A 24,985-nucleotide genomic window follows, 5' to 3' on the forward strand; every position below is an offset into this window, starting at 1 on the left:
TTCAACCAGTCGCTATAAAAATGGCTTTCAAAAATGAACTCACATGTATAGAACTTTTTTGTTGAAAGATACTAATGTCAACAGAGGGAAAAGATTCAATAAAAACCAAGGCAATCATTCATTGCCAAAAAATCATCTGATGAAAGTGAGGCAACATAAGATGAAAGCAACTGGAATAGTTCGTCGAATTGATGATTTAGGAAGAGTCGTTATACCAAAGGAAATCCGTAGAACTCTTCGTATCCGTGAGGGTGATCCATTAGAAATTTTTGTGGATCGCGATGGAGAAGTAATCCTTAAAAAATATTCTCCAATTAGCGAATTAAGTGACTTTGCAAAAGAGTATGCAGAAGCATTATATGACAGTCTGGGAAGTCAAATACTAATATGCGATCGAGATGCTGTTATTTCTGTAGCGGGTGTATCGAAAAAGGATTATTTGAATAAGAATATTGGTTCGCCTGTTGAAAAGGTCATGGATGATCGTACCACTCAGATTGTCACACAAAAAGGACAAGTATCACTGATTGATGGATTTGAAGAAGAACTATCTTCCTATACTATTTCACCAATAGTAGCGAATGGCGATCCAATTGGCGCTGTCATTATTTTTTCAAAGGACCGTACACTTGGAGAAGTAGAACAAAAGGCTGCCGAAACAGCATCCGCATTTTTAGCAAGACAGATGGAACAATAGGTAAATACTTTACAAGAAAATATAATCTAGGTAAAGAAGCGGATGATCATACCGCTTCTTTTTATGTCTTGCCATTATTTTTGACTGATTATGCTATAATACAAAAGATTTGTTTTAACTAATTACTTTGTAGATATTATAGGAGAGGTCGAATAACATTGCCTTCAGATAACTCGAGGTTATTTCTTAGGGGTGCGTTAATTTTAACAATTGCAGCAACCATTATAAAGATATTAAGTGCTGTCTATCGTGTACCCTTTCAAAATATAGTCGGTGATACGGGTTTTTATATTTACCAGCAGGTGTATCCGATTTATGGAATAGCTATAGCGCTGGCAACTTATGGATTCCCCGTAATTATATCCAAAATGGTGGCTGATGCGAAGAAAGTAAATGCTAGTGATGCTCACAGTATTGCTTTCGCAGCATTTATCATTTTGGGATTTATCGGTATCATTCTTTTTTCTTTTTTTTATTTCGGCTCACACATAATTGCTCACTGGATGGGAGATCGTCGTCTAGTACCTTTAATTAAGGTAGTAGCTGTCCCTTTCTTAATTATGCCGCTTATTTCTACAATTAGGGGTTATTTTCAGGGAAAGAGGGAGATGTTGCCAACAGCTGTATCTCAAGTAGTCGAGCAGTTCATTCGAGTCATCTGTATTTTGCTTTTATCATATGTGTTAGTTCGTAATGGAGCATCTCTTTATCAGGTAGGAAGGAGTGCTTTCGTTAGTTCTGTTGTTGGAAGTTTATTAGCTGCGGCTATTTTATTATTCTTTTATTTCCGTCATAAGGAAGAAGCATCGTTGCAACTTGGGCAGGCATTTAAATTTATCGGAAAAAAATTTATTATCCAAGGCATAGCCGTTTGTATTAGTGGAGCCCTACTTGTTTTATTGCAGCTAATTGATTCCTTTAATCTGTATTCGCTGCTTACTTCAACAGGCATACCTAGTGAAAAGGCAAAGGTACTAAAAGGAATTTATGACCGTGGCCAGCCATTCATTCAATTAGGGACAGTAGTAGCCACTTCCTTTTCATTAACCTTGGTTCCAGAATTATCTTCCACTCTACATGGCCAGAAAAAGAATTTAGAAGAAAAAATACAATTAGCCTTAAAAGTGAGTGTAGTTTTTGGATTAGGAGCTACTATAGGCTTAATTAGTATTATGGAACCTACAAATACTATGCTTTTTTCAAATCAAGCGGGTTCAAATGTACTAAAGGTTTTTTCAATTTCTATCTTTTTTAGCTCGATGATTTTGACTATAAATGGAATATTACAGGGTTTAGGGGATCTATTATCATCTGCTAAGTTTATTATTATTGGAATGATCATAAAAGTATTTGGAAACTATCTATTGATTCCTCAGATCGGCACGATGGGAGCAAGTGTTTCCACAATTATCGCGCTGTTCTTTATTTTATTGCTGTCTATTTATAAAATAAAAAGAGGAGGCATACACCTAAATTTAGGGAGTTTTTTTATCAGGCTATTAGCTAGTGCTGGAGTTATGGCTTTTATACTTCAAATATGGACTTATGTTTTTGATTACTTCCATCTCACTAACCGAATATGGAGTCTTTTTGAGTCATTAGGTGGAGTTTGTCTGGGTGGATTTTGTTATCTTTATTTGATAGGGTATTTTAAATTATTTAGAGAAGATGAAGTGAAGGAAATTCCTTTTGGTAAATATCTTTTACATAAAAAGAAATAGTGGAGGATTATGATGAATGGACAAATAATAATTGTAGGCTTAGGTGCAGGCGATATTGATCAGCTTCCTTTAGGTGTATACAGGACGTTATCAAGTGCAGCGCATGTCTTTTTACGGACCAAGGAGCATCCGGTTGTACAGGAGCTAGAACGAGAAGGAATGAAATATACTAGCTTTGATGATATATACGAACAAAACGATCAATTTGAACAAGTCTATGAGCAAATTAAGAATCTACTTATAGCGGAAGCACAAAATGAAGAAATTGTTTATGCAGTACCCGGTCATCCTTTAGTTGCAGAGAAAACGGTACAATTATTGTTGGAAGAAGGGCCATCAAATAATATTACTATTAAAATAGGTGGGGGGCAAAGCTTTATAGATGCTCTTTTTACTTCTGTAAAAGCAGATCCTATTGAAGGTTTTCAATTATTAGATGGTACCGATTTACATAAAAATGATCTCCGTTCAACCCAGCATCTCATTATTGGACAAGTGTATGATGCCTATGTTGCTTCGGATGTGAAATTAACTTTAATGGAAAAGTACCCCGATGATTATGAGGTAGTCATTGTAACAGCTGCAGGAAGTAATGAAGAAAATATTAAAAAAGTCCCATTATATGAGTTGGATCGACAAGTAGAGTTAAATAATTTAACGAGCTTGTATGTCCCACCAATGGATAAGGAACAATTAAAGGAGTTTACAGTATTAAGGGATATTATTGCCCAATTACGAGGTCCTAATGGATGTCCTTGGGATAAAAAGCAAACTCATCAATCATTAAAGAAGTATTTAATTGAGGAATCTTATGAATTACTAGAAGCAATTGATGAAGATGATATTGATCATATGATTGAGGAGCTTGGTGATGTATTGCTTCAAGTAATGCTGCATTCTCAAATTGGTGAGGACGAAGGAATGTTTTCTATTGATGATGTTATCGAGAATATTTCGGAAAAAATGATTCGAAGACACCCACATGTATTTGGAGATGTACAGGTATCTAATGAGGATGATGTGGTAAAAAACTGGAATCAAATTAAATCGAAGGAACATGGTGAAGTAGATCGGCATGATTCTATAGCGAATCATGCAGGGAAAGGGTTGCCCGCAATCATGCGTGCATATAATTTGCAGAAATATGCAGGAAAGCATGGGTTTGATTGGAAACAAGCGGAGGAAACGTGGAAAAAAGTTAAAGAGGAAATAAAGGAATTTGAAATTGAAATGAAGAATGGAAATAAGGGTGATATGCTTTCGGAATTTGGAGATCTACTTTTTGCATTGATCAATACGGCGAGGCATTTATCCATCCATCCTGAAGAGGCACTCGAAAGGGCTAATCAGAAGTTTATGAGGCGTTTCTCATATATTGAAGATCAGGTGGTAAAAAGCGGAGGTTCTTTTCAGGACTTCACATTAGAAGAGTTAGATCAATTTTGGAATAAGGCGAAGATAAAAGGATTATAAGAGGTGAGAGTTATGGCAACGATGAGGTTGGATAAATTTCTAAAAGTATCTCGTTTAATTAAAAGAAGAACGTTGGCAAAAGAGGTAGCTGATCAAGGAAGAATAACGATTAATGGGCAAACTGCGAAGGCAAGTTCAAATGTGAAGGTAGGAGATGAACTGCAGGTTCGCTTTGGTCAGAAATTAGTGACAGCTAAAGTACTAAATCTTACAGAATCAACTCGTAAAGAAGATGCTGCAAATATGTATTCTATTCTAAAGGAAGAAAGACTTAATACGAATAATAATGATTAAGAGGATTTTAGACCCTACCGAACATTGAATCTGTTATTAGGCTCTTTTCTCAAACATAGTGGCAAAGGTAATGCTTTCACTAACAAAAATAGGATGAAAACCGCAAATCATCCTTTCATTCCACTGAGAAAAGAGCTGCAAACAGTAAAAGAACGCTAACCTATTTATTGATGTAAAAGCCGGCAGTAGGGCTTTTACCAAAGCAACTACGAAAACAGACTTTTTATAAGGCTCTTTTCTCAAATGTTGTGGCAAAGGTATTGGCTTCACTAACAAAATTAGGATAAAAACCAGCAAATCCTTTCATTCTACTGAGAAAAGAGCTACAACCATAAAGAGAACGCTAACCCATTTATTGGGTGTAAAAGCCGGCAGTAGGGCTTTTACAAAGCAACAACTATACGAAAACAGTCTTTATATTAGGCTCTTTTCTCAAATGTTGTGTCAAAGGTAATGGTTTCACTAACAAAAATAGGCTAAAAACCGGCAAATCCTTTCATTCCACAGAGAAAAGAGCTGCAACCATAAAGAGAACGCTAACCCATTTATTGGGTGTAAAAGCCGGCAGTAGGGCTTTTACAAAGCAACAACTATACGAAAACAGTCTTTATATTAGGCTCTTTTCTCAAATGTTGTGTTAAAGGTATTGGTTTCACTAACAAAGTTAGGATAAAAACCGGCAAATTTCTTCATTCCACTGAGAAAAGAGCTACAAAGATTATATGGACACTGGGTAGCTAAGAATGAAAAATAGGAAGACCAAAATAACGTACCTATATCCGCAAACATAAGGAAACTTGAGTCCGCTTAAAATAAAAAAATACTTCAAAACATCCCCTCTTCTTTCATTGAGTTTATGTTCCACACAATTATGATTCATATTGTTCTTTTTTTACACTGCTTGTCATAGATATATTACAAAGCTTGTTCAATGGATTTATTATGAACTGTGTAAGAAAGTGGGGGAGCAAATGAATCAATATTATGATAGTTCATCAAATAATAAAGCACCGTCCCAAGAGCATGATGTTATTATGAGGGGCCGAAAACTTTTAGACATTACTGGAGTTAAACAAGTTGAAAGCTTTGATAATGAGGAGTTTTTATTAGAAACCGTTATGGGCTTCTTATCTATTCGTGGTCAAAATCTACAAATGAAAAATCTCGATGTCGATAAAGGAATCGTATCCATTAAGGGGAAGGTATTTGATTTAGTATACTTAGACGATCACCATGGGGAGAAAGCTAAAGGCTTCTTTAGCAAAATATTTCGATGAGTTTGGCGACCCAATTTTATACCATGCTTGCCATGATCTCTATGGGAAGCTTTTTTGGTGCCACCCTTGATACGTATAATCGATTCTTGAAACGAGGGTCTAGAAAACGGTTAATTGTATTTATCAATGATGTTTTATTTTGGTTACTTCAGGGCTTATTAATCTTTTACATTTTATTTTTGGTTAATTTTGGAGAAATTCGCTTCTATATTTTTGTAGCATTACTCTGTGGTTTTGCAGCATATCAGGCATTAATGAAGACCACTTATCTTAAATTATTGGAAATTTCCATTGATCTTATTGTTGCTATTGCCAATTACATCAGTCATTTATTTATGACAATTATTTATAGTCCTATAAAATGGCTAGTTATTCTACTGATAACCGTTGTTTTTTGGATGGGAAAAGCCCTTTATGCCCTTGTACAAACCATTCTTAAGGTGTTATTATTAATGGTAAAGATTTTATTTAAACCAATAATTTGGATAGTCCATCTTTTATGGCGAGCAATTCCGACATCCATTAAAAAAATAATCGAAAAGTCTTATAATTTAATTGCAGGTATTGTGAAAAAAGCAACGAATAAAACTATATCAGGATTACAAACCATTCTTAAAATATTTAAGAGATAATTCTACTAATGAGATGTGCTTGTAAAGGAGGTATGAGAATGGGTGAGAAAGCGAAGCGAAATATTGCACCAATGCAAAATGCATATATGACACAGCACCATGTAAAAGAAAAAGTGTTGGCTAAAAGGAAAAAATTACTATTTAGAAGACTAGCTATCTTTTTTTTACTAATGATAACCATTTCGTATATGTTGATTTCTACACTCATATCTAGAAATGACCTTCTTAGTGAAAAGAAAATGGAAAAAGAAAAACTTGAAAAGACCATCGCTCAATTAGATAAGAAACATGCATTGTTAAAGGATGAGATCGTGAAATTAAATGATGACGAATACATTGCTAAGCTGGCTAGAAGTGAATATTTTCTATCAGAAGATGGAGAAATTATCTTTAATATTCCCAAGCCTAAAGATAAGGAAGAAGATGAGTCTTATTGACACCCTTTTTTAACGTTGGCTATAATATAGATTAAGGTTTATTTTTTATCTTTTTAAGGAGGAAATAATTTTTTATGTCAATCGAAGTAGGCAGCAAGTTACAAGGAAAGGTAACAGGCATCACAAATTTTGGAGCGTTTGTCGAACTGTCAGAAGGCTCAACAGGACTTGTTCACATTAGTGAAGTAGCCGATAATTATGTTAAAGATATTAACGAACATTTAAAAGTCGGTGACGAAGTTCAAGTAAAAGTGATCAATGTTGAGAAGGATGGCAAAATTGGACTTTCAATACGTAAAGCCAAGGAGCAAACACAAACCCAGCGTCCACGTCAAAACAAATCAAATAATAATTTTCGTGCGAAAGAAAACTTTGAACAAAAAATGGCTCGTTTTTTAAAGGATAGTGAAGATCGTTTGTCATCATTAAAACGTAATACAGAATCAAAACGTGGTGGCCGTGGTGCTAGACGTGGCTAACTTGCTGTCTATTTATATATAGCAGGTGAACGTAATGAAAAGGTAGGACTATTGATTAGGCCTACCTTTTTTATATATAAAAATATTCTTGCTAGGAAATTAGATGCATAAAAAAAGGGAATCAGCATATATGCTGATTCCCTTTTTTGTATGATGACCCGTACGGGATTCGAACCCGTGTTACCGCCGTGAAAGGGCGGTGTCTTAACCGCTTGACCAACGGGCCACTCTAATAATTTTTATAGCGGCGGAGGGGATCGAACCCCCGACCTTACGGGTATGAACCGTACGCTCTAGCCAGCTGAGCTACACCGCCGTAAAACAAGTTACTTTAAAAGCACAATTTCTATAATACAGAGCGATTTAAATTATGTCAATATATTTTTGTGAGGTTTTTAAAAAGCTTTAATGAATCTAAACTACATATCTATTTAAAAACTTGTTTAGTTTTTAGGCATTTCGCAGAACAAAGTCGAACTTTTCTTTCAATTCGCTTCTCTATTTTGACAAAGTTTTAAGCTTGTCCATTTTATAATAGACAACAACTAAATGAGATAGGGAGTTGTGTGAATTATGGCAAAAATGGAACATACCTTTATTGAACCAGGACGGAATGTAAATCTAAAGGAAACAAAAGTGGAGTTTTCTAAAGGAGTGAGTCGACTTCAACTCAAGCTAGGAGTCATTTTCTTTCAAAAGGGTATTGTTTTGCTACTCATAGGTTTCTTATTGGGAAGGGCATTGATTTTATCTCACTTAACACCTTTTTCACTTCCTTTTTTCGCGTCTGTTTACATGATGAGAAGAAAAAAGTCCCCAATTGTTTTGTTTGGCTTAGCAGCAGGTTCATTAAGTATTTCGATGGGAAATGCATTTTACACACTCATATCAGGGGTTGTCTTCTTACTCATATATAAAACGATAGGAAGACTACATAAAGATGAAATAAAGGTAATTCCTTTTTATGTATTTGTCGTTTCCTTTTTATCGAAATGTGGATACTTCTATATAGCAGGTAATCAGAACATCACATTATATGATGGAATGATGGCCGCAGTCGAAGCTAGTCTAACTTTCATACTTACACTTATCTTTATGCAATGTATTCCATTAATATCACTAAGAAAAAGAAAAAAGACATTAAAAACGGAGGAAGTCATTAGTTTAATTATCTTATTTGCCTCTGTATTAACAGGTACCATTGGTTGGACAATTTATGATTTGTCTGTAGAGCATATTTTATCTAGATATTTAGTACTTCTCTTAGCTTTTGTTGCTGGTGCAACAGTAGGTTCGACTGTAGGAGTAGTTACTGGACTTATCTTTAGCTTAGCGAATGTTTCGAGCTTTTATCAAATGAGCTTACTTGCCTTTTCTGGCTTATTAGGCGGGCTTCTAAAAGAAGGAAAAAAGATCGGTACAGCAGTAGGCTTGCTTATTGCAACATTACTTATTGGAATGTATGGGGAAGTAAAGACGCCATTGATCGTTAATATTTATGAATCATCTATAGCCATTTTTTTATTGTTTTTAACCCCAAAGTCCTTAACATCAAAGCTTGCAAAACATATACCTGGTACAAATGAATATACTCAGGAGCAGCAGCAATACATCCGAAAAATAAGGGACATTACCGTGAATAGGGTGGAGCAATTTTCATCCGTTTTCCAAGCGCTATCCAAGAGCTTCTCACAATTTGATCAGTGGAGGGAATTCGATCATGAGGATCAGGAATTGGATTATTTCTTAAGCAATGTCACTGAAAGGACATGTCAAAACTGTTTTAAAAAGGAGCAATGCTGGGCAAAAAACTTTAATAAAACCTATGATTTAATGAAAAAAGTTATATATGAAACAGATAAAGGGGAAGGGGTGATACCTCAGAGGGTTCATCGAGAACTTGATAAGCATTGCTCTAAATCAAAAAAAGTAGAGGATGCGATTCTTCAGGAACTTACTTTTTACCAGGCAAATCAAAAGTTAAAAAAGCAGGTAAAGGAGAGCCGAAAACTAGTTGCAGAGCAATTACTTGGTGTCTCAGAGGTAATGGGTGATTTTGCAAAGGAAATACAGCGTGAACGTGAGAATCATCATAAGCAAGAAGAAATGATCCTAGATAGCCTTCAGGATTTTGGTCTTGACGTTGAACAGGTGGAAATTTATAGCTTAAATGTGGGGAATGTAGATATTGATATGACCATTCCTTACTGTAATGGACATGGTGAATGTGAAAAAATTATCGCTCCATTGCTATCTGATATTTTAGGAGAAACGATTATCGTTCAAAAAGAAGAATGTGCATCTTATCCTAATGGATTTTGCTATGTCACTTTCCGTTCTGCACAGGCATTTGTTGTCGAAACAGGAGTCGCACATGCAGCTAAAGGAGGGGGATTCGTTTCCGGCGACAGCTACTCCACAATTGATTTGGGAACGAGAAAATATGCAGTGGCTATAAGCGATGGAATGGGAAATGGGGAGCGTGCTCATCAAGAAAGTAATGAAACTCTTCGTCTTCTGCAAAAGATATTGCAGTCAGGTATTGAAGAAAAGGTTGCTATTAAATCGGTTAATTCTGTATTGTCATTAAGAACAACGGATGAAATTTTTTCCACCTTGGACCTTGCAATGATTGATCTTCAGGATGCTAGTGTTAGATTTTTAAAGATTGGTTCAACACCGAGCTTTATTAAACGAGGAGATAAAGTAATTAAAATTGAATCTAGTAACTTGCCGATGGGAATGATTCAAGAATTTGATGTAGATGTTGTATCAGAACAAATGAAAGCTGGAGATCTTTTGATTATGATGAGTGATGGTATTTTTGAAGGACCGAAACATGTGGAAAACTATGATTTATGGATGAGAAGAAAAATAAGAGAAATTGAGACAAAAGATCCTCAAGAAATTGCTGATTTAATTATGGAGGAGGTTATTCGAACACGTTCCGGAATGATTGATGATGATATGACGATTGTAGTGGCTAAGCTTGAACATAATACACCGAAATGGGCTGCCATTCCGGCGGGAAAAGGAAAGGAAATGATTTCATAAAAGAGAAACATATTATAGTATAAAATCCCTCCAATTCGTCGAAGATGGGTAATAGGAAAATGATTGGGAATCGATTGAATCAGGGAGGGGAAACCTTTGAAAACAGCTAAATTAAAACAAATCTTATTAATTACAGACGGGTGCTCGAATCAGGGAGATGATCCGGTTGCAATGGCAGCTCTTGCAAATGAACAAGGGATTACTGTTAACGTCATTGGTGTAATGGAGAATGATGTAATCGATGAAAAGGGTATGAGTGAAATTGAAGGAATTGCCTTATCAGGTGGTGGTGTTAGTCAAATTGTTTATTCGCAAATCTTATCACAAACGGTTCAAATGGTAACGAGAAAAGCAATGACCCAAACTCTACAAGGAGTAGTTAATAAGGAATTAAAACAAATTTTAGGAAAGTCTACTTCTATGGAGGAATTACCTCCCGAACAAAGAGGTGAGGTAATGGAAGTAGTGGATGAATTGGGTGAAACAGTAGATTTAGATTTGTTGGTTCTTGTCGATACAAGTGCAAGTATGAAACATAAGCTACCAACAGTTAAGGAAGCCTTGCTGGATCTATCTTTAAGTTTAAATGCACGAATGGGAAATAATCAATTTTCAGTCTTTGTATTTCCTGGGAAAAGGAAAGATGTCGAAAAATTGCTAGAGTGGACTCCAAATCTTGAATCTTTGACTAGTGTCTTTTCAAAGCTTAGTGTAGGTGGCATCACACCAACTGGACCAGCTATTAAAGAAGCTATGACATATTTTAAGAAAAAACGTTCTTTAAGGGGATTGCTTTCAAATGATGACGAACAATACTTTGAAGAGTCAATTTAATTTTCCTACTGGAACGACTGTCACAGGAAAATGGCATAAAAAAAGTTATATTTTAGTGAGGTTATTGGGGTCTGGTGCCAATGGTATTGTTTATTTAGCAAAAAGCAATGATCGTTTTGTAGCACTAAAGATGAGTGATAACACTATGTCTGTCACTTCAGAAGTAAATGTTCTGAAAGCATTTGCTAAGGTCCAAGGGTCTGCCCTCGGGCCTTCTTTGTTAGATATTGACGATTGGGAAACGCCAAAAATGAAGATTCCCTTTTATGTAATGGAATATATCCAGGGACCGCATTTATTAGACTTCATTCAAAAAAAGGGACATTCATGGACGGGTGTATTAATGTTGCAATTATTACAGGATCTACATCGGTTACATGAAGAAGGTTGGGTATTTGGTGATCTTAAACCAGATAATTTAATTATCACTCATTCGCCAACAAAAATTCGTTGTATTGATGTTGGAGGAACAACATTAAGTGGAAGAGCCATAAAGGAGTTTACGGAGTTTTTTGATCGAGGATATTGGGGAGCAGGAACGAGAAAGGCAGAGCCTTCCTATGATCTATTTGCTCTATCAATGGTCATAATAAACTTATTTTATCCTGCGCGGTTTTCTAAAAAGGGTGATGGTGTCGAACAATTGAAAAGGATGATTCGCAGAAAGCCAGAGATGGCTATCTATGAAAATATTTTATTTGATGCGATAGATGGTCAATATTATTCCGCATTAGACATGAGGAAAGATCTATTAAAGGTTTTGTCTAACGATACGATGAAGCCGGTGAAAAATAGAAACTCTATTCCATCAAGCAGAAGAGCAAAAGTAAATAAACAGGTGACGCCTACAAGGCAAACATCACGTAAGAAGAAGAGAGCATCACGAGTTTTTGAAACAATTGTTATTATTGTGCTCGTATCTTTTCTATACTTTATATATATATATGAACAGCTATTATAAGTGTAATGTAGAGAAAGAAAAAATGTCACAATTAAATAGATAAATTAAAGAGGATTATTGGTACAATTAGTGTATAGAATGGAAAGGTCATACTTTCGCTGAAAAGGAACGAGTATAAATGTTACCGTTTGAAAGAAAAGTCGATGATTTTATTAAAACGAATACGTTGATAACAAAGGGGGATTCAGTTCTTATAGGTGTATCAGGTGGACCTGATTCTGTTGCATTACTGCACTATCTAGTTCAAAAAAGGAATATATATAATATATCCATCCGTGCTGCACATGTTGATCATATGCTACGAGGGAAGGATTCGTATAATGATCTTCTATTTGTTCAAGAATTATGCAAACAATGGAACATTCCTTGTGAAGCAATTAGAATTAATATTCAAGAGAAAATGGGTGCCCTAAACAAAGGCATGGAAGAAACAGCCAGAATCTACAGGTATCGTTTTTTTCAGGATATTATGGAAAAATACCAGCATAATAAGCTTTTACTTGGACACCATGGTGATGACCAGATTGAAACTATTTTAATGAGATTGACTCGAGGGAGCACAGGAAAAGGAAGAGCAGGGATTCCGCTACGGAGAGCTTTCGCAAACAGAGAAATTATAAGACCTCTCCTTTGTGTTACGAAAAAAGAAATCGAAGAGTACTGCCATATTCATGATTTAAGCATAAGAATTGATTCAAGTAATTTTGAACAGGATTATACTAGGAATCGGTTTCGATTAAATGTATTACCTTTTTTAAAAAAAGAGAATAACCATGTTCACGAGCATTTTCAACGATTTAGTGAAGAGATATTATCTGATGAAGCTTTTTTGCAGGAATTAACGTTAGAAAAAATGAATAAATTATGGAATAAAATGAAAAATGAAGTAGTGATAGAAATTCCATCTTTTATTGAAATGCCTTTGCCTTTACAAAGAAGAGGGATTCAACTAATATTAAACTATCTTTACAATGAAAATCCTTCCTTTGTAACTGCGGTACATACAGATGATATTCTTAAATTATTATTAAGTAATCATCCATCTGGACGCTTAGATCTTCCCTTAGGTTTAAAGGTAAGGAGATCGTATCAGCAGTGTACATTCTCTTTTATAAAGGAGAACCAAAACCATACATATGAAATGAAATTGTCCTTAAACAGTGAAGTAGACTTACCAAATGGCTATTGTGTTAGGTTTCTGAAGGGAAAGGTAACTGAAAATCCTTCTTTACAGGATCAAACATGTATGTATTTGGAGGATATCCAGCTTCCCTTAGTAATTAGAAATAAGAAAGCTGGGGACCGAATGAAGGTAAAAGGACTAAATGGATCCAAAAAAGTGAAGGATATATTTATTGATGAAAAAATCCCAAGAGAAAAAAGGGATGAATGGCCAATTGTTGTTGACCAACAGGGCGATGTATTATGGATACCTAAGTTAAAGAAATCTACCTATGATATATTGCCAACATTTGAGCAAACTTGTTATATCTTACAATACTTTAAGCAAACATTCTCCTAGGAGGCAAACATTTTAATGAAACAGGATATTGAAAAGGTATTAATTAGCGAAGAAGAAATACAACAAAGAACAAAAGAATTAGGCAAAGAATTGTCACTTGAATATAAGGATCGATTTCCTTTGGCAATTGGGGTTCTAAAAGGCGCAACATTATTTATGTCTGATTTATTAAAACAAATGGATACTTACTTAGAAATGGACTTTATGGATGTTTCAAGCTATGGTAAATCTATGGTATCTTCTGGAGAAGTGAAAATTTTAAAGGATTTAGATACTTCTGTAGAAGGAAGAGATATCTTAATTATCGAGGATATCATTGATAGCGGTCTTACATTAAGCTATTTGGTTGAGTTGTTCCGTTATCGTAAGGCAAAATCGATAAAGATTGTCACTCTTTTAGACAAACCTTCTGGAAGAAAAGCAGACATTCAAGCTGATTATGTAGGATTTGATGTGCCTGATGCATTTGTTGTTGGTTATGGATTAGATTATGCTGAGAAATACAGAAATCTTCCATATATTGGCGTTTTAAAACCTGAAGTGTATAACAAAAGTGAATAAGTTTAAAATAAAGGGTATATGAATAAAAGTTATGTGGTGAGGAAGATTCTATCCATATATGCAAATTGTTGTAAAGTTAAGAATTTCTATGATACTATTGAAGATAGTTTTTTGATCGTGGGAGGAGGTAAGGAATGAGTAGAATTTTTAGAAATACCATCTTTTATGTATTACTCTTTCTAGTCCTTATTGGGATTGTTAGTTATTTTAACAATAACAATGAGTCAACAGAAAATATATCATATGATCAGTTTGTTTCTTACTTAGAAAAAGGGGAAGTAAACAGTGTCTCATTACAGCCAGAAAGAGGCGTATATGAAGCAAGAGGAGAATTAAAAGATAAAACTAAGTTTGTCACATATGTATTAAACAATCCCACTGCTTTAGATCGTATCGATCAAGTTGCGAAGGCAAAAGATGCTAAGGTAGAGAATATGCCAGCGAAAGAAACGAATGGTTGGGTGTCCTTTTTCACCTCCATTATTCCTTTTGTTATTATCTTTATCCTTTTCTTCTTCTTATTGAATCAGGCCCAAGGCGGCGGTGGCCGTGTAATGAACTTTGGGAAAAGTAAGGCAAAGCTTTACAATGATGATAAGAAAAAAGTCCGTTTTCGTGATGTAGCAGGAGCAGATGAAGAAAAACAAGAACTTGTAGAGGTAGTAGAATTTCTAAAAGATCCACGTAAATTCTCTGAATTAGGTGCAAGGATTCCTAAAGGAGTATTACTTGTTGGACCTCCAGGTACTGGTAAAACTTTATTAGCAAGAGCTGTAGCTGGTGAAGCGGGTGTTCCGTTCTTCTCCATAAGTGGTTCTGACTTTGTAGAAATGTTTGTTGGTGTCGGTGCTTCACGTGTTCGTGACCTATTTGAAAATGCGAAAAAGAATGCACCTTGTATAATTTTTATCGATGAAATTGATGCAGTTGGTCGTCAACGTGGAGCTGGTCTCGGTGGAGGTCATGATGAGCGTGAACAAACATTAAACCAATTACTTGTTGAGATGGATGGATTCGGAGCAAATGAAGGAATTATTATTGTGGCTGCAACCAATAGACCTGATATCCTTGACCCAGCATTATTGCGTCCAGGACGTTTCGACCGCCAAATCACTGTAGATCGTCCAGATGTTAATGGGCGAGAAGCTGTATTACGTGTCCATGCAAGAAATAAACCGCTAGATGGATCTGTAGATTTAAAAGCAATTGCACAAAGAACACCAGGCTTTTCTGGTGCTGATTTAGAAAACTTATTAAATGAAGCTGCACTAGTTGCTGCAAGACAAGATAAGAAAAAAATTGATATGACTGATGTAGATGAAGCAACGGACCGTGTGATTGCCGGACCGTCTAAGAAAAGTCGAGTTGTATCACAAAAAGAAAGAAAAATTGTTGCTTTCCACGAAAGTGGTCATACCATTATCGGACTTGTTTTAGATGAGGCTGAGATGGTTCATAAGGTAACGATTGTACCTCGTGGTCAAGCTGGCGGATATGCGGTTATGTTACCGAAGGAAGATCGCTATTTAATGACTAAGCCTGAATTGCTTGACAAAATTACTGGTTTATTAGGTGGTCGTGTAGCAGAGGAAGTTACTTTTGGAGAGGTTTCTACAGGAGCATCCAATGATTTCCAACGTGCGACAAATATTGCTCGAAAAATGGTTACTGAATATGGTATGAGTGATAAACTTGGACCTTTACAGTTTGGCCAATCACAAGGTGGGCAAGTATTCCTAGGTAGAGATTTTAACAATGAGCAAAATTACTCTGATAAAATTGCTTATGAAATTGATACTGAAATTCAAGATATTATTAAAGAGTGTTATGAAAGAGCGAGAAAAATCATTCTTGAAAACCGTGAAAAGTTCACAATTATTGCTAACACATTATTAGAAGTTGAAACTTTAGATGCGGAACAAATCAAACATATTTACGATCATGGAACTTTACCGGATCGAAAAGCATCAACATTGGAAACGCCTAAGTTAGATCAAGATGAATCAAAGGATTCTTTAAAGGTGAATATCCAGAAGAAAGACGAAGAAGTAACGAAATCAGACGATGATAATCGACCTGAAAAGTTTGGGCCAACTGTGACTCCTGAACAGGATGATAATGAAAAGCCTAATGAATAAATATTTTTATAAAGGACATCGCTATTATGTAATAGCGATGTCCTTTTTTAGGCTCTTTTCTTAAAATGATTTATAAATAACAGAATTAAAGCGAGTAAATCCTCGGGTGTTAAAGCAGGCATTATGGCGTTTAGGAACAAAGTTCATGAAAACTGCATTTTATGATAAGGATAAGACGGTTCTGAATCAGTTCTTTCTGGATAAACTTCTAACTCCAAGATGTCAAATAATCTCTACACAGAGAAGTGCTTCCTTTGACATTTTCTAATCAAGTTGGCTTTTGCATTAGCAAATCTCCCTTTTTAATTTCCTCTCTTTAGGAGTAGGAGCAGAGGCTTTGTAGATTTCATTTGGATGAAAAAGTTATACGTTTATGTTTCATATGATTATTTATATCAATATAAATTATGGTATGATGTTGGCATGCAATTTAGATTAGGGTAAAGTGGTGAGCTTATGTTATTTGTTTTAGACGTAGGAAACACAAATATTGTATTGGGTGTATATGATCAAGATCAACTGAAGTTCCATTGGCGAGTGGAAACGAATCGACACAAATCAGAAGATGAGTATGCAATGGTCATAGGTGCATTATTTCAACATGTAGGGATTGAATTCAAAGATATTAATGGAATCATAATTTCAACTGTTGTTCCACCAATTATGTATACATTAGAAAGAATGTGTAATAAGTATTTTCATGTTAAACCATTAGTCGTTGGTCCTGGGATTAAAACAGGCCTAGATATTAAATACGAAAATCCACGTGAGGTAGGCGCTGACAGAATTGTAAATGCTGTTGCGGGAATTCAAGAATATGGTAGTCCGCTCATTATTGTAGATTTCGGAACCGCAACAACTTTTTGCTATATCAATGAGCATAGCCAATATATGGGGGGTGCCATTGCTCCTGGAATTGGTATTTCCGCTGAAGCATTGTATTCAAAGGCTGCTAAGCTTCCAAGAATTGAAATTGCAAGAACAGAGGGGGTTATTGGGAAAAACACTGTTGCTGCAATGCAAGCGGGGATTGTTTATGGATATGTAGGACAAGTAGAAGGTATTGTAACACGCATGAAAGCAAACAGTAAAAAGGTACCTACCGTAATTGCAACGGGTGGACATGCAAGTTTAATTGCCAATGAATCAAAGGCAATCGATATAGTTGATCCATTTCTAACATTAAAAGGCTTACGTTTAATTTATAAAAGAAATAAAAATGATTGAAGGGAAGTTAACAATGAGCGACTACTTAGTAAAAGCATTAGCATATAATAATCAAGTTCGCGCTTATGCAGTAAAAAGCACAGAGACGGTAGGAGAAGCTGTTCGCCGCCACTATACTTGGCCTACTGCATCAGCAGCTTTAGGACGTACGATGTCAGCAGGAGTCATGATGGGTGCGATGCTTAAAGGTGATGAGAAAATAACAGTTAAAATAGAAGGCAATGGTCCGATTGGTCCTATTCTAGTCGATAGTAATGCAAAAGGCGAAGTAAGAGGATATGTTACCAATCCTCAGGTTCATTTTGACTTAAATGAAAAAGGAAAGCTAGATGTTAGAAGAGCAGTGGGAACTGAAGGGACATTGACAGTCGTAAAAGATTTAGGATTAAGGGAAAATTTCTCTGGTCAGGTTCCTATTGTTTCTGGTGAATTAGGTGAAGATTTTACTTATTACTTTGTGGCATCTGAACAAACACCTTCATCGGTTGGGGTAGGGGTATTAGTCAATCCTGATAATTCAATTTTAGCTTCAGGTGGGTTTATCATCCAATTACTACCAGGTACAGAAGAGCATGTTATTAATGATATTGAAAAAAGATTACAAGCAACGGAACCTATTTCTAAGCTGATTCAAAAAGGACTAAGTCCTGAAGAAATTCTTGAGAACATCTTAGGAAAAGACAATGTCAAGATATTAGAGAAGTTGCCGGTTCAATTTAAGTGTAATTGTTCAAAAGAACGCTTTGGTGCTGCTATCATTAGCTTAGGCAAAGAAGAAATTAAAGATATGATTGAAGAGGATGGAAAAGCTGAAGCGCAATGTCATTTTTGTAATGAAAAATATGTATTTTCCAAAAATGAATTGGAAGAATTATTAGCAGAAGAATAGGGCTCATTTTAAAATTTATAGACCTAGGAATTGAAAACTCTTTAATCGTCATCCAGAAAATTTTGGAAAAGAAATTACTGAGAAAAGATATAAGACTGTATGCAATCTATACAAAATAGCCATATTATTTAATCAAAATATAGCAATAAACAAGGGATAAAAGACATAGGTTATAATGACTTATGTCTTTTTGGTTATGATAAAACTACTTTATCTTTGACTTTTTATCGATAAAATGTTAAATTTTAAATAATTAAACCAATAAAAATACTCGGAATTTGAGGTGGAGAGAAATGGCTCGTTTAGTAAATTCAATTGCCGAACTTGTTGGAGGAACACCGATTGTAAAGTTAAATCGACTAACTGATGAAAATCAAGCAGAAGTATATTTAAAGCTTGAGTACATGAATCCTGGAAGTAGTGTAAAGGACCGAATCGCTTTAGCAATGATCGAGACCGCTGAGAGAGAGGGGAAACTGCAACTAGGTGATACGATTGTTGAACCGACAAGCGGTAATACTGGGATAGGACTTGCGATGATTGCTGCTGCTAAAGGATATAAAGCAGTATTAGTTATGCCAGAGACGATGAGTATGGAACGTAGAAATCTCCTTCGAGCATATGGCGCGCAGTTAGTGTTAACACCAGGTTCTGAAGGGATGAATGGTGCAGTTCGAAAGGCGGAAGAATTAGCAAAAGAAAATGGATACTTTATGCCACAACAATTTAAAAATGAAGCAAATCCAGAAATCCATCGTTTAACAACTGGAAGAGAAATTGTCGAGCAGATGGGTGAACAATTAGATGCGTTTGTATCTGGAATTGGAACAGGAGGAACGATCTCAGGTTCTGGTCAAGTTTTAAGAGAGGCGTATCCGAATATCAAAATATATGCTGTAGAACCAAAGGATTCTCCGATTCTTGCAGGTGGAAAGCCAGGTCCGCATAAGCTTCAGGGTCTTGGGGCTAATTTTGTACCGGATACATTAAATAGAGAGATTTATGACGAAATTATTCATGTCGGAACGGAAGAAGCTTTCGAAGCATCTCGAAGAGTAGCTAGAGAGGAAGGAATCTTAGGTGGGATCTCAGCAGGTGCGGCAATTCATGCTGCCTTGAAAGTAGCTTCTGAACTAGGTAAGGGTAAAAAAGTAGTAGCAATCATACCAGATAATGGTGAACGATATTTAAGTACAAATTTGTATCAATTTGAAGATTAATAAATTTGCTAGCTAAATAGTGATTTTTATTAATGGAAAGGCATTCGGAAAACCCGTCTGCCTTTTTTTTCTGTCGATAAATGGCGAAACGGGTTGTAGAATATAACAATTAAGCGTTAGACTGTAAATATAAAAGAATATGTGTTGGAAGGAGAAGAATATGGGGCGAGTTTTACAATGTAAGTCATACCAATTAGATTATGGAAATAAAACATTAATTATGGGTATTTTGAATGCTACCCCGGATTCATTTTCCGATGGTGGAAAGTTTAATCATATAGAAAAAGCAATACAGCATGCTAAGCAAATGGTTGAAGATGGAGCAGATATCATCGATGTAGGTGGAGAATCAACTAGACCTGGTTATGCTACGGTTGAAGTGGAGGAAGAAATCTCAAGGGTTGTTCCTGTCATAAAAGAAATTTCAAAAATCGTGAATGTACCGATATCCATTGATACCTATAAGGCAGAAACAGCAAGGCAAGCAATCCTTGCAGGTGCACATATCATTAATGATATATGGGGAGCGAAAAAGGATCCTGAAATTGCTGATGTTGCCGCGAATTACGATGTTCCAATTATTCTCATGCATAATAGAGAAAATATAGATTATCAGGACTTTATTAGAGATGTATTAAATGATCTCTATGAAAGTATATCAATTGCCAAAAAAGCTGGTGTAAAGGATGAACGTATTATTCTAGATCCTGGGATAGGGTTTGCCAAGGATTTAAAACAAAATATAGAAATGATGAAAAACCTAGATAAGTTAGTTGGTCTTGGATATCCAGTTTTATTAGGAACATCTAGAAAATCTATGATTGGACAAGTGATGAATTTACCTGTAGATGAAAGGTTGGAAGCGACGGGAGCTACTGTTTGCTATGGTTTGGAGAAGGGGTGCCAAATGATGAGAGTGCATGATGTAAAAGAGATAAGTAGAATGACAAAAATGATGGATGTGCTAGTAGGTAAAGGTGAGCTAAATGGATAAAATTTATTTAAATAATATGGAATTCTATGGTTATCACGGCGTATTACCGGAAGAGACTCGCTTAGGGCAAAGGTTTCGTGTTACCTTAGTGTTAGAATTAGATTTACAAAAAGCGGGGAAAACGGATCATTTAAACGATACAGTTAGCTATGCTGAGGTATATGAATGCTGTAAAGCTGTTGTCGAAGGTAAACCTTATCAATTATTAGAAGCCGTTGCAGAAGAGATTTCTAAGGTCATTTTAAGTGGATTCCCAACCGTTCATCAAGTGACTATTCAAGTGGTCAAACCAGATCCTCCAATTCCTGGACACTACCAATCGGTTGCGGTGGAGATTACAAGAGGACAAATAAATGATTAATATTGCATATATCTCGTTAGGATCTAATATTGAAGATAGAGCACAGCATTTGCAGCATGCTTGTAGTTTTCTTAATCAAGATATTAAAATAAATGTACTAGCAAGTTCATCTATTTATGAAACTGATCCGGTAGGATATACAGATCAAGGTAAATTTTTGAATATTGTTCTGAAGGTAGAAACAGATCTTACTGCAGAACAACTGCTTGAAAAGTGCTTAAACATTGAACAGGAATTGGGGAGAATTAGGGAATTTAGATGGGGACCAAGGACGATTGACCTTGACATTTTACTTTTTAATAACGAAAATATTGAAACAGAGAGGTTAATTGTACCTCATCCACGGATGCATGAAAGAGCATTTGTTTTAGTACCGTTAATAGAGATTGATCCAACCATTCAGTTACCAAATGCAACAACCCCGTTGCATCAAATTCTAGACGAAATACCTGATAAAGAAGGAGTTCGCTTATGGAGATAGATAAATGGGGAAGACGGATTCGAGCTTTTAGAAAATTAAAAGGTTATACTCAAGAAAGTCTTGCGAAGGAATTGCACATATCTGTATCTATTTTAGGAGAAATTGAAAGAGGAAGTCGTTTGCCTTCTGAGGAATTTCTAGAAAGTGTCGCCAGTTTACTTGGAATTACCGTGGAGGATCTAACTCCTGTAGATAAATAATGATGATTGACGCGCTGAACTTGTTAGCCTACTTACTCCTTCTATAGAAGAAGTAAAATCAGGTGTCATAAAGGTTAGCTAATTTTCGAAATAAAACTACCAGTATTTCTGGTGGTTTTTTCATACATAATATGGAATGAATTTTAGATAAACATTTAGGATGTCTGAAAATGTGAAATTGTGTACAATAATAAAGTATAATGATAGGAATAAGAGTTTTAATATATAGGATGGAGTGACAATAAATGAGTTTTGAGGAATTGAATGACCAATTACAGGTTAGAAGAGAAAAAATGAATTCTATCCGTGAAAATGGAATGGATCCTTTTGGTAAACGCTTTGATCGGACACATAATACACAGCAGATAAAAGAACAGTATGAAGAATTTACAAAAGAGGACTTAGATGAAAAGGATGTCTCTGTAACGATTGCTGGTCGTATTATGACTAAGAGAGGTAAAGGAAAAGCTGGTTTTGCTCATGTGCAAGATTTAAACGGCCAAATTCAAATATATGTGCGTAAAGATACAGTGGGAGAAGAGCAGTATGAGTTATTCGATACTGTTGATCTTGGTGATATTGTAGGTATATCAGGAACTGTTTTCAAAACAAAAGTTGGAGAACTATCAATTAAGGTAAAAGAATTTACATTATTAACAAAATCACTTCGTCCATTACCTGATAAATTTCATGGTTTAAAGGATATTGAACAACGTTATCGTCAAAGATATCTTGATTTAATTATGAGTGAAGAAAGTAAACGGACTTTTATCACTCGAAGCTTAATTATTCAGTCAATGAGACGTTATTTAGATCAGCATGGGTACCTAGAGGTAGAAACGCCAATGATGCATGCTATAGCGGGTGGAGCGTCAGCAAGACCATTTATTACCCATCATAATGCATTGGACATGCCTTTATATATGCGTATTGCTATTGAATTGCATTTAAAACGTCTAATTGTAGGTGGACTAGAAAAAGTCTATGAAATTGGACGAGTATTCCGTAATGAAGGTGTATCAACAAGGCATAATCCAGAATTCACTATGATTGAATTGTATGAAGCATATGCAGATTATAAGGATATTATGAAATTAACAGAGAATTTAGTAGCACATATTGCTAAAGAAGTTCTTGGGACGACAACAATCCAATATGGAGATAATGAGGTAAATCTTGAACCGGAATGGCGTCGACTTCATATGGTGGATGCAGTAAAAGAATATACAGGTGTAGATTTTTGGAATGTTACTACTGTTGAAGAGGCTCGTCAGTTAGCAAATGAACATGGTATTGAGATAACTAAGCACATGCAATATGGACATATTGTAAATGAGTTCTTTGAACAAAAGGTTGAAGAAAGATTAATTCAGCCAACATTTATTTACGGTCATCCAGTAGAAATATCTCCATTGGCTAAGAAAAATGATGAAGATCCACGCTTTACTGATCGTTTTGAGTTGTTTATTGTCGGTCGTGAGCATGCAAATGCATTTACAGAATTAAATGATCCAATTGATCAACGCGAACGCTTTGAGGCTCAATTAAAGGAACGTGAGCAAGGAAATGATGAAGCTCATCAAATGGATGATGATTTTATTGAAGCACTAGAATATGGAATGCCTCCAACAGGTGGACTAGGAATCGGTATTGATCGACTTGTAATGCTATTAACGAATTCAGCTTCCATTCGCGACGTATTATTATTCCCAACGATGAAGCATCGTGACTAAAAATAGAGCTCTTCTCTTTTATGAGAAGAGCTTTATATTTTAGAAATTGAATATGATATTTTAGTATAATAATTTTTTGTTAAAAAAAAGAGAAAAAAACTGTTGCAACATCAAAAAAAAGGTGGTATATTATTATTCGTTGCCCCACAAGAGGACAACGAAGCTTGAAAAAGAAAATAAAAAAAGTTGTTGACAATAGTGATTTTAATAAGTATAATATAAAAGTCGCTGAGAAAAAACAGCAATGATTGATCTTTGAAAACTGAACAAAACGAAACGTCAATGAATTACTTTTATTTATAAAGAGCTATATCAAACATCTTTTTGGAGAGTTTGATCCTGGCTCAGGACGAACGCTGGCGGCGTGCCTAATACATGCAAGTCGAGCGAATCTGATGGGAGCTTGCTCCCTGATGATTAGCGGCGGACGGGTGAGTAACACGTGGGTAACCTGCCTGTAAGACTGGGATAACTCCGGGAAACCGGGGCTAATACTGGATAACTTTTTTCTTCGCATGAGGGAGAATTGAAAGATGGCTTCGGCTATCACTTACAGATGGACCCGCGGCGCATTAGCTAGTTGGTGAGGTAACGGCTCACCAAGGCGACGATGCGTAGCCGACTTGAGAGGGTGATCGGCCACACTGGGACTGAGACACGGCCCAGACTCCTACGGGAGGCAGCAGTAGGGAATCTTCCGCAATGGACGAAAGTCTGACGGAGCAACGCCGCGTGAGTGATGAAGGTTTTCGGATCGTAAAACTCTGTTGTTAGGGAAGAACAAGTATCGTTCGAATAGGGCGGTACCTTGACGGTACCTAACCAGAAAGCCACGGCTAACTACGTGCCAGCAGCCGCGGTAATACGTAGGTGGCAAGCGTTGTCCGGAATTATTGGGCGTAAAGCGCGCGCAGGCGGTTTCTTAAGTCTGATGTGAAATCTTGCGGCTCAACCGCAAGCGGCCATTGGAAACTGGGAGACTTGAGTGCAGAAGAGGAGAGTGGAATTCCACGTGTAGCGGTGAAATGCGTAGAGATGTGGAGGAACACCAGTGGCGAAGGCGACTCTCTGGTCTGTAACTGACGCTGAGGGCGCGAAAGCGTGGGGAGCGAACAGGATTAGATACCCTGGTAGTCCACGCCGTAAACGATGAGTGCTAAGTGTTAGAGGGTTTCCGCCCTTTAGTGCTGCAGCTAACGCATTAAGCACTCCGCCTGGGGAGTACGGCCGCAAGGCTGAAACTCAAAGGAATTGACGGGGCCCGCACAAGCGGTGGAGCATGTGGTTTAATTCGAAGCAACGCGAAGAACCTTACCAGGTCTTGACATCCTCTTGACCTCCCTAGAGATAGGGATTTCCCTTCGGGGACAGGAGTGACAGGTGGTGCATGGTTGTCGTCAGCTCGTGTCGTGAGATGTTGGGTTAAGTCCCGCAACGAGCGCAACCCTTGACCTTAGTTGCCAGCATTCAGTTGGGCACTCTAAGGTGACTGCCGGTGACAAACCGGAGGAAGGTGGGGATGACGTCAAATCATCATGCCCCTTATGACCTGGGCTACACACGTGCTACAATGGATGGTACAAAGGGCTGCAAGACCGCGAGGTTTAGCCAATCCCATAAAACCATTCTCAGTTCGGATTGTAGGCTGCAACTCGCCTACATGAAGCCGGAATCGCTAGTAATCGCGGATCAGCATGCCGCGGTGAATACGTTCGGGCCTTGTACACACCGCCCGTCACACCACGAGAGTTTGTAACACCCGAAGTCGGTGAGGTAACCTTTTGGAGCCAGCCGCCGAAG

Annotated in this window: 22 protein-coding genes, 2 tRNA genes and 1 rRNA gene (1 of these 25 running past the window's edge); 23 read left to right on the forward strand and 2 right to left on the reverse strand. The window is 36.5% G+C overall.

Features of this window, described 5'->3' with window-relative positions; all coding sequences use genetic code 11:
* Positions 1–160 precede the first annotated feature (160 nt).
* The 8 genes from spoVT (at position 161) to I5818_RS00355 (ending at position 7,010) form a co-directional block, all read left to right on the forward strand.
* Entirely contained in the window at positions 161–697 is a 537-nt protein-coding gene (spoVT, locus tag I5818_RS00320; protein WP_058006086.1) for a stage V sporulation protein T, read from the forward strand.
* A gap of 158 nt (positions 698–855) precedes the next feature.
* Positions 856–2,418 (forward strand): putative polysaccharide biosynthesis protein, encoded by a 1,563-nt coding sequence (locus tag I5818_RS00325; protein ID WP_078109480.1) that lies wholly within the window; start codon positions 856–858, stop codon positions 2,416–2,418.
* A 12-nt stretch (positions 2,419–2,430) separates the two neighbouring features.
* Positions 2,431–3,891, forward strand: a complete 1,461-nt coding sequence (gene yabN / locus I5818_RS00330; protein ID WP_071977240.1) for a bifunctional methyltransferase/pyrophosphohydrolase YabN — start codon at positions 2,431–2,433, stop codon at positions 3,889–3,891.
* Between the two features lie 21 nt (positions 3,892–3,912).
* A complete protein-coding gene (locus I5818_RS00335) occupies positions 3,913–4,185 on the forward strand; it encodes an RNA-binding S4 domain-containing protein (RefSeq protein WP_058006114.1) in 273 nt (90 codons plus the stop codon).
* A gap of 971 nt (positions 4,186–5,156) precedes the next feature.
* Positions 5,157–5,462: a sporulation protein YabP gene (yabP, locus tag I5818_RS00340; protein ID WP_058006082.1), complete on the forward strand. Its 306-nt coding sequence runs from the start codon at positions 5,157–5,159 to the stop codon at positions 5,460–5,462.
* The gene (gene yabQ, locus I5818_RS00345) at positions 5,459–6,094 is read left to right on the forward strand and encodes a spore cortex biosynthesis protein YabQ (protein ID WP_209391837.1); all 636 of its coding nucleotides are present in this window, start codon (positions 5,459–5,461) and stop codon (positions 6,092–6,094) included. The genes yabP and yabQ overlap by 4 nt, the downstream gene beginning before the upstream one ends.
* Positions 6,095–6,132: 38 nt before the next feature.
* On the forward strand, positions 6,133–6,531 hold the full coding sequence (locus I5818_RS00350) for an FtsB family cell division protein (RefSeq protein ID WP_071977239.1): 399 nt from the start codon (positions 6,133–6,135) through the stop codon (positions 6,529–6,531).
* A gap of 74 nt (positions 6,532–6,605) precedes the next feature.
* Positions 6,606–7,010 (forward strand): S1 domain-containing RNA-binding protein, encoded by a 405-nt coding sequence (locus I5818_RS00355; protein WP_058006079.1) that lies wholly within the window; start codon positions 6,606–6,608, stop codon positions 7,008–7,010.
* Between the two features lie 154 nt (positions 7,011–7,164).
* Here the strand turns inward: I5818_RS00355 and I5818_RS00360 are convergent.
* Both I5818_RS00360 and I5818_RS00365 read right to left on the reverse strand, forming a co-directional pair.
* Positions 7,165–7,236 (reverse strand) — tRNA-Glu (locus tag I5818_RS00360).
* A 16-nt stretch (positions 7,237–7,252) separates the two neighbouring features.
* Positions 7,253–7,326, reverse strand: a tRNA-Met gene (locus I5818_RS00365).
* A gap of 257 nt (positions 7,327–7,583) precedes the next feature.
* Here I5818_RS00365 and spoIIE point away from each other — a divergent pair.
* From spoIIE to I5818_RS00440, 15 genes are all read left to right on the forward strand, one after another.
* Positions 7,584–10,064: a stage II sporulation protein E gene (gene spoIIE, locus I5818_RS00370; protein WP_078109694.1), complete on the forward strand. Its 2,481-nt coding sequence runs from the start codon at positions 7,584–7,586 to the stop codon at positions 10,062–10,064.
* A 96-nt stretch (positions 10,065–10,160) separates the two neighbouring features.
* A complete protein-coding gene (locus tag I5818_RS00375) occupies positions 10,161–10,898 on the forward strand; it encodes a VWA domain-containing protein (protein WP_058006077.1) in 738 nt (245 codons plus the stop codon).
* Entirely contained in the window at positions 10,867–11,859 is a 993-nt protein-coding gene (locus tag I5818_RS00380; RefSeq protein ID WP_078109697.1) for a protein kinase domain-containing protein, read from the forward strand. The genes I5818_RS00375 and I5818_RS00380 overlap by 32 nt, the downstream gene beginning before the upstream one ends.
* 118 nt (positions 11,860–11,977) lie before the next feature.
* Positions 11,978–13,381, forward strand: coding sequence for a tRNA lysidine(34) synthetase TilS (gene tilS / locus I5818_RS00385; protein ID WP_169846879.1), 1,404 nt, complete (start codon positions 11,978–11,980; stop codon positions 13,379–13,381).
* A gap of 15 nt (positions 13,382–13,396) precedes the next feature.
* Entirely contained in the window at positions 13,397–13,942 is a 546-nt protein-coding gene (hpt, locus tag I5818_RS00390) for a hypoxanthine phosphoribosyltransferase (protein ID WP_058006075.1), read from the forward strand.
* 134 nt (positions 13,943–14,076) lie between these two features.
* Entirely contained in the window at positions 14,077–16,080 is a 2,004-nt protein-coding gene (gene ftsH / locus I5818_RS00395; protein ID WP_058006074.1) for an ATP-dependent zinc metalloprotease FtsH, read from the forward strand.
* Positions 16,081–16,536: 456 nt separating this feature from the next.
* Positions 16,537–17,307: a type III pantothenate kinase gene (locus I5818_RS00400; protein ID WP_058006073.1), complete on the forward strand. Its 771-nt coding sequence runs from the start codon at positions 16,537–16,539 to the stop codon at positions 17,305–17,307.
* A 13-nt stretch (positions 17,308–17,320) separates the two neighbouring features.
* Positions 17,321–18,196 (forward strand): Hsp33 family molecular chaperone HslO, encoded by an 876-nt coding sequence (gene hslO / locus I5818_RS00405; RefSeq protein WP_078109698.1) that lies wholly within the window; start codon positions 17,321–17,323, stop codon positions 18,194–18,196.
* A 293-nt stretch (positions 18,197–18,489) separates the two neighbouring features.
* Complete coding sequence (gene cysK, locus I5818_RS00410) at positions 18,490–19,416, forward strand: cysteine synthase A (RefSeq protein ID WP_058006072.1); 927 nt, start codon at positions 18,490–18,492, stop codon at positions 19,414–19,416.
* Between the two features lie 160 nt (positions 19,417–19,576).
* A complete protein-coding gene (gene folP, locus I5818_RS00415; protein WP_078109695.1) occupies positions 19,577–20,410 on the forward strand; it encodes a dihydropteroate synthase in 834 nt (277 codons plus the stop codon).
* Positions 20,403–20,771 (forward strand): dihydroneopterin aldolase, encoded by a 369-nt coding sequence (folB, locus tag I5818_RS00420; RefSeq protein WP_058006070.1) that lies wholly within the window; start codon positions 20,403–20,405, stop codon positions 20,769–20,771. The genes folP and folB overlap by 8 nt, the downstream gene beginning before the upstream one ends.
* Positions 20,764–21,252 carry a 2-amino-4-hydroxy-6-hydroxymethyldihydropteridine diphosphokinase gene (gene folK, locus I5818_RS00425; protein ID WP_078109696.1) on the forward strand — a complete coding sequence of 163 codons (489 nt, stop codon included), beginning with the start codon at positions 20,764–20,766 and terminating at the stop codon, positions 21,250–21,252. The genes folB and folK overlap by 8 nt, the downstream gene beginning before the upstream one ends.
* Positions 21,243–21,452, forward strand: a complete 210-nt coding sequence (locus I5818_RS00430) for a helix-turn-helix domain-containing protein (RefSeq protein ID WP_058006068.1) — start codon at positions 21,243–21,245, stop codon at positions 21,450–21,452. The genes folK and I5818_RS00430 overlap by 10 nt, the downstream gene beginning before the upstream one ends.
* Before the next feature lie 245 nt (positions 21,453–21,697).
* Positions 21,698–23,185, forward strand: coding sequence for a lysine--tRNA ligase (lysS, locus tag I5818_RS00435; protein WP_058006067.1), 1,488 nt, complete (start codon positions 21,698–21,700; stop codon positions 23,183–23,185).
* Positions 23,186–23,506: 321 nt separating this feature from the next.
* A 16S ribosomal RNA gene (locus I5818_RS00440) occupies positions 23,507–24,985 on the forward strand (it continues 72 nt past the right edge of the window).

The sequence above is a fragment of the Heyndrickxia oleronia genome, from assembly GCF_017809215.1.
GTDB classification, from domain to species: domain Bacteria; phylum Bacillota; class Bacilli; order Bacillales; family Bacillaceae_C; genus Heyndrickxia; species Heyndrickxia oleronia.